Annotated in this window: 9 protein-coding genes; 5 read left to right on the top strand and 4 right to left on the bottom strand. The window is 47.6% G+C overall.

Annotated elements, in window-relative coordinates:
* Positions 1-372 precede the first annotated feature (372 nt).
* A complete protein-coding gene (locus QN395_RS12330) occupies positions 373-576 on the top strand; it encodes a cold-shock protein (protein WP_126129050.1) in 204 nt (67 codons plus the stop codon).
* Between the two features lie 243 nt (positions 577-819).
* Positions 820-2,028, top strand: a complete 1,209-nt coding sequence (locus tag QN395_RS12325; protein ID WP_322118978.1) for an MFS transporter — start codon at positions 820-822, stop codon at positions 2,026-2,028.
* A gap of 331 nt (positions 2,029-2,359) precedes the next feature.
* Here QN395_RS12325 and QN395_RS12320 read toward each other — a convergent pair whose 3' ends face one another.
* From QN395_RS12320 to QN395_RS12305, 4 genes are all read right to left on the bottom strand, one after another.
* The gene (locus tag QN395_RS12320; protein ID WP_322118979.1) at positions 2,360-3,517 is read right to left on the bottom strand and encodes an HlyD family efflux transporter periplasmic adaptor subunit; all 1,158 of its coding nucleotides are present in this window, start codon (positions 3,515-3,517) and stop codon (positions 2,360-2,362) included.
* A 116-nt stretch (positions 3,518-3,633) separates the two neighbouring features.
* Positions 3,634-5,100, bottom strand: a complete 1,467-nt coding sequence (locus QN395_RS12315) for an efflux transporter outer membrane subunit (protein WP_323492388.1) — start codon at positions 5,098-5,100, stop codon at positions 3,634-3,636.
* A gap of 98 nt (positions 5,101-5,198) precedes the next feature.
* Entirely contained in the window at positions 5,199-6,779 is a 1,581-nt protein-coding gene (locus QN395_RS12310) for an MDR family MFS transporter (protein ID WP_416200104.1), read from the bottom strand.
* A complete protein-coding gene (locus QN395_RS12305; protein WP_322118981.1) occupies positions 6,779-7,210 on the bottom strand; it encodes a MarR family transcriptional regulator in 432 nt (143 codons plus the stop codon). The genes QN395_RS12310 and QN395_RS12305 overlap by 1 nt, the downstream gene beginning before the upstream one ends.
* A gap of 465 nt (positions 7,211-7,675) precedes the next feature.
* Between QN395_RS12305 and QN395_RS12300 the strand changes: the two genes are divergently transcribed.
* The 3 genes from QN395_RS12300 to QN395_RS12290 all read left to right on the top strand — a co-directional run bounded on the left by QN395_RS12300 (position 7,676) and on the right by QN395_RS12290 (position 9,877).
* Positions 7,676-8,110 (top strand): EamA family transporter, encoded by a 435-nt coding sequence (locus QN395_RS12300; RefSeq protein ID WP_322118982.1) that lies wholly within the window; start codon positions 7,676-7,678, stop codon positions 8,108-8,110.
* Between the two features lie 102 nt (positions 8,111-8,212).
* Positions 8,213-8,476 (top strand): hypothetical protein, encoded by a 264-nt coding sequence (locus tag QN395_RS12295; protein WP_322118983.1) that lies wholly within the window; start codon positions 8,213-8,215, stop codon positions 8,474-8,476.
* Between the two features lie 87 nt (positions 8,477-8,563).
* Positions 8,564-9,877, top strand: coding sequence for a DEAD/DEAH box helicase (locus tag QN395_RS12290; RefSeq protein ID WP_322118984.1), 1,314 nt, complete (start codon positions 8,564-8,566; stop codon positions 9,875-9,877).
* The last annotated feature ends 13 nt before the right edge of the window (positions 9,878-9,890 follow it).

The following is a 9,890-nucleotide window of genomic DNA, read 5'->3' as shown; positions in this document are numbered from 1 at the left end:
CAAACAAGAAAACCAATCGCAACAGTGGCCACACCCATGCTCGACTTTACTGGTTTGGGTATTTTGCAAGAAGCTCTTAAGTATAAATTATTGAAAGTGATATACACCCGAATAACATTCGCTCGTATGTATTAAAACAAAAAAGCCCGGTCTATTGTCATTAAGTAAAAAAACAACAGTGTTGCAAACAGTGTCTGATATAGCAACAAAATATCTTGACATTACTTTTTTTTCCGCCAAGAATGACATTCATTGACAATAAATACGCAGCAAATCGTCAATAGAAGTGAGCAAGTTTAGGGGAAGACTGCTTTATGCTAGGTTTCTTGCTTTTACGGCTCGTGTGATTAGTTTATATTTGAAAGATGCATTATGGCAACAGGTACCGTCAAGTGGTTCAATGATTCCAAAGGCTTTGGCTTTATCACTCCGGATGACGGCGGTGAGGATTTGTTCGCCCACTTTTCCGCAATCCAGATGAACGGCTTTAAGACTTTAAAAGAAGGTCAAAAAGTACAGTTCGAAGTCACGCAAGGCCCTAAAGGCAAGCAAGCTTCCAACATCCAGAATCCTTAATCTTTTTGATTAGAGATTTCGTAAAAAGCCCCGCTTCGGCGGGGCTTTTTTATTTTCATTCTCTTCATTTTTATTGATTGATTGATTAAAAAATTTGAGTAAATTATTTTGCACCCAGATGTTCCAATGGAAAATCTAGGTTGAATACTATTTGCAAACGAACGAGTTTTTTACGTCAATCCGCGTTAATTGTTAAACTCTTGCGCATTAATTCTGCTTTATTTTATTTTTCCAAGAAAATCGATGTCCAATCTTTCCATTGCACCCGACGGCGCAGCGTCAGTAAAGCCTGTACTGACCAAAAATTTAGTCATGTTCTTCGCATTCTGTTGTGGTGCGATTGTCTCTAATATTTATTATTCCCAGCCATTGATTGAACTGATTGCGCCAGAAATCGGCTTGACCGATAGCGTTGCCAGCTTGATCGTATCTCTGACGCAAGCAGGTTATGCGCTTGGGATGTTGTTGCTGGTGCCGCTTGGTGATTTGCTGGAAAACCGTAAGCTCATGGTCAGCACTTTGGTCGTTGCGATGGTGAGTCTGGTGGGTGCGGCGACCGCACATAGCCCCAATGTTTTTCTGCTCTTTTCTATCCTCATCGGATTTAGCTCTGTGTCTGTCCAAATGATCGTACCGCTGGCGGCACATATGGCAGATGAATCCAGCCGTGGTCGGGTAGTTGGAAGTGTCATGAGTGGTCTGTTGTTCGGCATTTTGCTATCACGCCCGATCGCGAGTCTGATCGCTGATCACTTCGGCTGGCGCGCCGTATTTTTGATGGCCAGCGTGTTAATGGTGCTAATTGTTGTGTTACTGCTGGTGACGATGCCTAAACGCCAGCCAGCACATTCTGCCACTTACTTTCAGCTATTGCGCTCTTTACTGACGCTATTTCGTCACCAGCCAGTGTTGCGGCAAAGAGCGTTTTATCAAGCGAGCATGTTTGGCTCTATGGCCTTATTTTGGACGGTTGCACCGGTAGAGCTGGCGCGTCACTTTAGTTTTTCTCAAACGCAGATAGCCCTGTTTGCTTTGGTTGGTGCTGCCGGTGCGTTTGCTGCGCCGTTTGCTGGCAGGCTTGCAGATGCGGGACATGGGCGCATCGGTAGTTTGATGGCGATGATCGGTGCCATTTTGAGTTTTTGGCCTTCGCTTATGATCCCCGCTTTAGGTGTGATCGGATTGGGAATCACTGCCGTATTGCTGGACTTGTGCGTGCAAATAAGTATGGTGATTGGTCAGCGGGAAGTGTATGCGCTAGACCCAGCTAGTCGCAGTCGTATCAACAGTATTTACATGACTTGTATTTTTGCCGGTGGTGCAACCGGATCGGGTATTGGCAGTAGCTTGTACGTTAGCGGTGGTTGGATGTGGGTCGGCACCGTGGGCAGTTTGATCGCCAGTATTGCGTTGATGAAGTTCTTGTTTGATCAGCGTAAAAGTAGATCGTAGTTGAAAATGCCAGTTGAATCAAAGGCGACGGTAGCAGAAAAATCAATATACTCCCCCTCATTTTTCAATAATATGCCTCATTGTCCAATGATTATATGGACAATTAAATATACTTACCCTCAGTATATTTTAAGTCATCAATTGAACTCTGACTGGTCTGCGAGCTTTATGGTTGGCCAACTCTTGGTAATTTCAATGTAAAAACGCAGAGCATAGAAGACTTCTCTATGCTCTGCGCTTTCAGCTTAATACTAAGATCGGTCGGTATATTTAACACAGACTGACTTCGGTTAAATCGCTTCCGATCGTCAAGCTGACCTATACCCTTGATTTACTTCGCCAAATTCTTTTTGATAATCGCGTCGGCGGCGGATTCGGCCTCTTGCACAGGTTGGCTTAACGTTTGTGTTGCGTATACCGGCGCTGCTGGCATCGGCGCACCCAACGTAGCGCCATCCAGATGGCTAATATCCAAAGTGACCAAGGTCGATAAGCCAATGCGCAAAGGATGTTCTGCCAATTCTTTTGGATCGAGCGAGATACGCACTGGCACCCGCTGCACGACTTTAATCCAGTTGCCGGTGGCGTTTTGTGCTGGCAGCAAGGAGAATGCACTGCCAGTACCTGCGGATAATCCGACGACTTTACCGTGGTACACCACTTTGCTGCCATATACATCTGCCTCGATCCGGGCAGCCTGTCCCAGACGGATATTTTGTAATTCTGATTCTTTGAAATTAGCATCGACCCATAACTGATCCAGCGGCACTATCAACATCAATGTTGTACCCGGAGTGACGCGACTACCCACTTGAACGCTGCGCTTGGCAACATACCCGGTGACTGGCGCCAGTACCGCGTTACGCCGAGCAGCGAGCCAGGCTTGTACATAATCCGCTTTTGCGGATAAGACGCTAGGATTCTCCACCAGACTCACTCCCGCGACCGCTGCACGGCTGGCATCCGCCTGCTTGATTGCTACGTCGAGCGAAGCTTTCGCGTTATCGACAGCTTGCTTTGCATGTGCGACTTCTTCACCGGACAAGGTATGGTCAGCGGCCAAAGGCTGGCGACGCGCCAGATCATCTGCTGCATCTTTTAAGCTCAACTTTTTAAGCTCGATAGTCGCCTCGTATTGCGCCACATTGGAATACCGCTCACGCAATTGTCGTACTGTCGTTCCGAGGCGCGCTTCTGCCTGGGTGAGTGCGACATTGGCGTCAATCGGATCGAGCTTTAATATCTCTGCACCTGCTTTTACCAACTGGGTTTCATCTGCACGAATCTCTTGCACATTGCCTGTGACTTGTGAAGATAGTGTGACCAGGTTGCCGCCGACATAGGCGTTATCGGTATCTACTTCTTTCGATAAAACCAAAGTGTAATAAATGGCATAAGCAATACCTGCCAAAATAAAAAATAAGGTGATCCCTAATAAAACGAATTTACGTTTATTAGAATTCGGTAGCTTGTCGTTGTCGGTCGTCATGGCGAATATTCCGTTGATTTCTGTTGATTTTGTTAGTTACAGTGAGTGCTAATCTGTTTCACTGAGAGCTCATTTTTAAAACTGAGTGGGTTCATTGATCACACTCAATAGGCGCATCAATGGCTCTGCGCCGTTTGCTGATTGCTGTTTGAATTCAGGGGCGCAGGATCAGCCTGATAGCCGCCACCCAGCGCTTTAATCAAAGATACCTCGGCTTGCATTTGCTGATTCTTCAATTGCAACACATCATCCTGCTGCCTTAACAAGGCGAGTTCTGCACTGATGACTGTGCCGCGCTCTGCCAGTCCTTGTTTTAACTTAGCCTGCGCTGAGCGGAGCATGTCTGCATTGGTCTGTACTATTTTTTGCTGTTGTTGCAGCTTGCTATCGATGCCGCGCACATTGATCGCTTGTTGTGCCACGTCACGTACAGCAATGAAAACGCTTTGGTTGTAATCGGCAATCACCTCATTGCGTTGCGAACGACTGGCACCAAGCTGGGCCTGAATACGTTCGCTATCAAATAACGGTAAGGATATGGTCGGGCCAATGTATAAAGTGCGGCTGGCAAATTTAAGCAAATCACCCAGCGATAAAGAATCTAAGCCTAAGGAACCGGTTAAATTAATATCTGGATAAAACGCCGCCTGCGCCGCCTCAACACGGCTCAACGATGCTTCGACACGCCAGCGCGATGCTTGTAAATCCGGTCTTCTGGCTAATAAGTCCATGCCTAATTTAGAGGGTAGCGCGTGAGAAATATCATGCAACTCTTGCGGTTTTAAATCAGCCAATACTGTGCTATCGCCACCAATCAAAGCGTGTAAAGCTTCGCGTTCTCCGCCGATTTGCGCTTCGATCTGTGCAATCTGTCCATTCATGCGACTGAGTTCTGCATCGGCCATCCGCTGGTCATCTGCCGTCGCCAAACCATGTTGAACACGCTTCGCTTTATCTGCCACGATGTCGCTTTGTTTAGCGACGCTTTTTTGCATGCTGGCGAGCAGCGCCCACTGACTTTGTAAATTGAAATAACTTTGCGTAATCGCTGTCGCTAAAGTTAACTCAGCTTGCGCATAATCGGCACGACGTGCATTGACTTCACCCACTGCCGCGACGATTTGTGCCCGATGTTTTCCCCACCAATCAAAGTCATATCGCGCCTGCACTTGCAGAATCGTTTCCGTGTAATAGCTGCCACCAATCGGTTTTGGGAACAAGCCATTGGAGGAATAACGTTGCCGGGTTTCCTGTCCGTTGAAATTAATCTCGGGTGCCAGATCTGCACTATTGATCTTTAACGCTGCATTGGCAGAGCCGATACGTGCGGCAGTCATACCCAGACTTGGACTATTGGTCAGGGCTTGGGTAATCAGGCGATTTAATTGTGCGTCGCCATACTGCGTCCACCATTGCTTTTCGGGCCACCCTTCGCTTGCCAACTTAATGTCTGAGGCCAGCTGCGCACTTGCGATATCTTTTTGCGGAAACAGATGTTGATCTGGTGGAATACTGGCACAGCCAGCAATAGCCAACATCAGCGCAAGCGGCGCAGCTCTTTTGAGTAAGAAAGAAATTTTCACAGTCGTATTTTTCACGATTTGAGATGAGTTAAAACAGATTTGTAATCTGGTTTGAAAAAAGTGATTGCCATCTTTTAGCGTTATTCATTGCCACGCCTCTAGTCCATCGCTGCATGATCAATTTCGATCGTTGCATTCTTTTTCGGAGGACGAATCAAAATTAAAAGTGGGATCACCATCAGGGTCATGATCATCATCAACCAGTAGTCATTGACGTAAGCGATCATCGATGCTTGCCGCGTAATTTCACCGTTTAATGTCGTCAGGCTGCTGGTTGTCGCCAGGTTATAAACCGACGCTACGGTACTATCCTGAAATGCCGCGCTCGTGCTGGTGACTTTTTCGACCAGCGAAGAGTGGGCGATTTGCGTATTGCGCACTAACAGCGTTTGCACCAAAGCGATGCCAATACTGCTGCCGATATTGCGAACCAGGCTATAAATCGCGGTACCGTCAGCGCGCATTTCTGGCGTAAGTGTGGCAAAAGTCGCCGCACTCAAAGGCACGAATACCAAGCCCAGTCCAATCCCCTGAATCACACCGGGCCACACAATATCGCTCTGGGAGAGTACTAAGGTGTAACGGGTCATTTGCCAGAGCGAGAATGCGGTAATGGAGAAGCCAATACCCAATAAAATCCGCAGATCAACTTTGCCCACCAGGCGCCCTACGATCATCATCGCCAACATGGTGCCAAGACCGCTAGGGGCGGTAACAAGGCCTGCAATTTTGGCGGGGTAATCCATCAAGCCTTGCAGCATGGACGGCGCCAGAGCACGCGTTGCAAACAGCACCATACCAACGATAAAAATAAACAGCAGGCCCGTCACATAGTTAGGATTTTTTAGCAGCCGATAATCGAGGAACGATTTACCCGCCGGCCGTAACGCGGTATGCGCGACAAAATAGCTAAAACTCATCGCCAAAATGATCGCTTCTACCCAAGTCTCGGTTGAAGAAAACCAATCGTTCTGCTCGCCTCTGTCCAACAGCATTTGTAAAGAACCAATCGCGATACTCAAGGTGGCAAAACCAAACATATCAAAACTCATGCGGCGTGCTGCCGGCGTTTTGTGGATGTATTTCCAGATACCGTAAAACGCCATCGTGCCCAGCGGCACATTGATAAAAAACACCCAGCGCCAGTTATAACTATCCGTCAGCCAGCCACCCAATGTCGGGCCAAGAATCGGCCCTATCATCACACCCATGCCCCAGACAGCCATGGCAGAACCATGCTTTTCGCGCGGATTAATATCCAGTAAAACCGCTTGCGACAACGGCACTAACGCCGCACCAAAAATACCCTGCAACAAGCGCGCGGCGACGATCTGGCCGAGCGAACCGGACAAACCACACAACACCGACGCTAACGTAAAACCAGCGACAGAAATGAGGAAAATATTTTTCTGACCAAAGCGATCACACAACCAGCCCGTCAAAGGCGTAGTAATGGCCACAGCCACAATAAATGAGGTTAATACCCAAGTGATTTGATCTTGCGACGCTGATAAGCTGCCCTGCATATGAGGTAATGCGACATTCGCAATGGTGCCATCCAGCGCCTGGATAATCGTCGCCAGCATGATAGAAATCGTGATCATGAAACGATTGACGCTGGGATCATCGGCTGCGGGAATAGTCGCTCCGCCCAAGGCGGCAGAAGATGCACTGCTCATTACGCCAACTCCGCCGCCGCTTGTAACGCTTCTAATAATTCGGTCGCTGCAATCAGTTTTTCCTGATCAATCTTGGATAAAAATTCGGCGCGAAACGCATCGGCTTCGGTTTTCACTTTCAGATAAATTTCGTTGCCCGCATCGGTCAGTACAACTTGCTTTACCCGCCGGTCAGTTTGCGATGGCACCCTGTTGACCAGACCTGCTTTGACCAAGCGATCAATCATTGCAACCATGGTCGGATCTTCCACGGCCAGCAAATTAGCCAACTCGGTTTGCGATAAAGGCTTACCAGCCTTAGCGATACTCGCAATCGCCATCCAGCTTGCTTGGCCAACACCCAAATACTTCAAGCGCCGATCCAGCGCTTGCCGCCAGGTACGTGCCGTATTGTGTAATGCGGCGGAAAATCGTTCTTCAATAGAGGGCATAAGATAAGTGAGCTAATAGTTAGATGACTAACTATAAGATAGCACATGTTTTGCAGTGCAGCAAAGTGAAATGTGTGGGAAATGTTTAGGAAATGTCTTCGGGTATAGCGCTGGATGAAGCTAACTACTTTGGTCTGATTGAGTCATGCTGCGTACATGCAGATTACCAATGTAGGTTAAATCAATTTCTGCAAATAAATATACTCGTAGTAAGTATATTTTAATTGTCCATATATTCTTTGGACAATCAGACATTTTTAATAAATTTTATGGGGAGTATATTGCTGGTAACTATATTCAACCAGCATCCACATCATTTGGACTGACGCCTTAATTATGCTTGGCATGAAGAACGGGTTCGCTAAAACGTCTTACTTTCTTTACTCTAAATGAGCGGAGTAATTTTTTGTCAATGCTGCACATGGTTTAGATTTATGATGGATAAACCTTTAAAAGGAGAAAAATATGGCTTCATCCACAGGCTGGTTTTATTGGGCGATCCTCTCCGCTGTATTTGCGGCATTGACCGCTATTTTTGCGAAGATAGGCATTCAGGGTGTCGATTCTGATCTGGCCACATTAATCCGCACTGCGATCATCATTATTGTACTAACCGCATTCGTTGCCTATACCGGCAAATGGTCGAATCCTTTTGAGCTATCCTCGAAAACCTGGTTATTCCTGATTTTGTCTGGCCTCGCTACTGGCGCATCCTGGGTTTGTTACTTCCGGGCGCTAAAAATAGGCGACGCATCCAAGGTCGCGCCGGTTGATAAGTTGAGTCTGGTGTTAGTAGTTGTTTTCGCATTTATATTCCTAGACGAACGCCCTTCCCTGCGCGAATGGGCAGGTATTACCATGGTCGCTGGCGGAGTTTTACTGCTGGCTTTTAAACGCTGATCTAGGTGGCAATATCAAGATTGGGATATCAAATCAAAACAAACAGCCCGCCCCACCACATACTGCGTAAAATGCGTCCTTTAAATTAACAAGGCAATCAAAGTGAAAAAAACTGGAATGGCAAAGAGCGATGCCAAAAAATTGATGGGTAAGATGGATGCGCAGGGTGCTGCTTTCGGCAAAACCGATGCGGTCGTTATCGATAAGCGTGAACAGCGCAAACTTGATCAGGCTTTGGGTCTGGTGCCATTCGCCGTCAAGCTCAATAGCGATCTGGTCGCACAATTACATGCGTTGGCAAAAGAGCGCGACGTTGGTTTGAACGAACTGGTCGCCAGTATGTTGAGTAAGGACATGGAAGCATAATCAACCTGAGTCTGGCTTTGATTGTGTGCCTCGCCAGATCCTTGTTCAGCAACGGCTTTTAGTCACCAGTAATTACTATTTTCTTCTATGACTTTTGCTTCCCTCGGCTTAATCGACGCGCTGCAAAGCACGCTCGATACTCTCGGTTATAAAACTCCCACTCCCGTTCAGGCGCAGGCTATTCCTGCTGTTTTAGCCGGTCGTGATTTGATGGCAGCGGCGCAAACCGGCACGGGTAAAACCGCAGGCTTTGCGCTGCCGCTATTACAGCGACTGACCATGGAAGGCCCACAAGTTGCCAGCAATTCTGTGCGTGTTTTGGTACTCGTGCCTACGCGTGAACTGGCGGAGCAAGTGTATGAAAGCTTTTGCGATTATGGCGGTAGTTTGCCCTTACGCATGGCAGTTGCTTATGGCGGCATCAGCATCAATCCGCAGATGATGAAGTTGCGTAAAGGCCTGGATGTATTAGTGGCGACACCGGGGCGCTTACTCGATTTACATAGCCAAAACGCGGTAAAGTTTGATCAACTGCAAACCTTGGTACTGGACGAAGCAGACCGGATGTTAGATCTGGGATTTTCGCGCGAATTAGATGCCATCATGGCGACGCTGCCAAAGCGCCGCCAGACTTTGCTGTTCTCTGCCACATTTTCAGACGCCATTCGCACCCTAGCAAAAGGCTTGCTGAACGATCCACTGAGTATTGAAGTCAGTCCGCGCAATACCACAGTAAAAAGTGTCAAACAGTGGATGATCCCGGTCGACAAAAAACGCAAGGCGGAATTGTTTTGCCATTTATTAAAAAAGCGGCGCTGGGGTCAGGTGCTGGTCTTTGTCAAAACTCGCAAAGGTGTGGATGAACTAGTCGATACTTTAATCGCCAAAGGCATTAAAGCCGATGCCATCCATGGCGATAAACCACAACCTGCCCGCCTCCGTGCCTTAAACAGCTTTAAAGCAAATGAGATACAAATTCTGGTCGCAACCGATGTCGCCGCACGCGGATTAGATATCGACGATTTGCCACAAGTCGTTAATTTTGATTTGCCGACGGTGGCAGAAGATTACATCCATCGCATCGGCCGCACCGGCAGAGCTGGCGCCACAGGCGAAGCGATTTCTATCGTCTGCGCGGACGAGGTAGAGCTACTGGCAGCAATAGAAATACTGACCAAAAATACCCTACAGCGAATCGAAGAACCTGGCTTTGAAGCCGAGCACCGGGTGCCTGTCACCAATACGGCTGGACAAGTATTGAAAAAACCGAAGAAGCTCAAAAAACCTAAAGTATTTACAAATCCCGTCGCTAAAACCTTACCGAAGGCGAAGACGAAAACTGCCATTAATAAAGGGAGCCAGCGTCAAGCCGGAACGGGGTCCAGAAAGCCCAAAACGTAAATTTTGCTGATGG

Origin of the sequence: Undibacterium sp. RTI2.2 (assembly GCF_035018705.1) — a bacterium.
GTDB lineage: Bacteria > Pseudomonadota > Gammaproteobacteria > Burkholderiales > Burkholderiaceae_D > Undibacterium.
This window is presented reverse-complemented; position numbering and strand designations above follow the sequence as displayed.

Coding starts and splice junctions, on each gene's coding strand:
- QN395_RS12320 (WP_322118979.1), bottom strand. CDS start 3,517: ATGACGACCGACAACGACAAGCTACCGAATTCTAATAAACGTAAATTC.
- QN395_RS12305 (WP_322118981.1), bottom strand. CDS start 7,210: ATGCCCTCTATTGAAGAACGATTTTCCGCCGCATTACACAATACGGCA.
- QN395_RS12300 (WP_322118982.1), top strand. CDS start 7,676: ATGGCTTCATCCACAGGCTGGTTTTATTGGGCGATCCTCTCCGCTGTA.
- QN395_RS12290 (WP_322118984.1), top strand. CDS start 8,564: ATGACTTTTGCTTCCCTCGGCTTAATCGACGCGCTGCAAAGCACGCTC.
- QN395_RS12310 (WP_416200104.1), bottom strand. CDS start 6,779: ATGAGCAGTGCATCTTCTGCCGCCTTGGGCGGAGCGACTATTCCCGCA.
- QN395_RS12325 (WP_322118978.1), top strand. CDS start 820: ATGTCCAATCTTTCCATTGCACCCGACGGCGCAGCGTCAGTAAAGCCT.
- QN395_RS12330 (WP_126129050.1), top strand. CDS start 373: ATGGCAACAGGTACCGTCAAGTGGTTCAATGATTCCAAAGGCTTTGGC.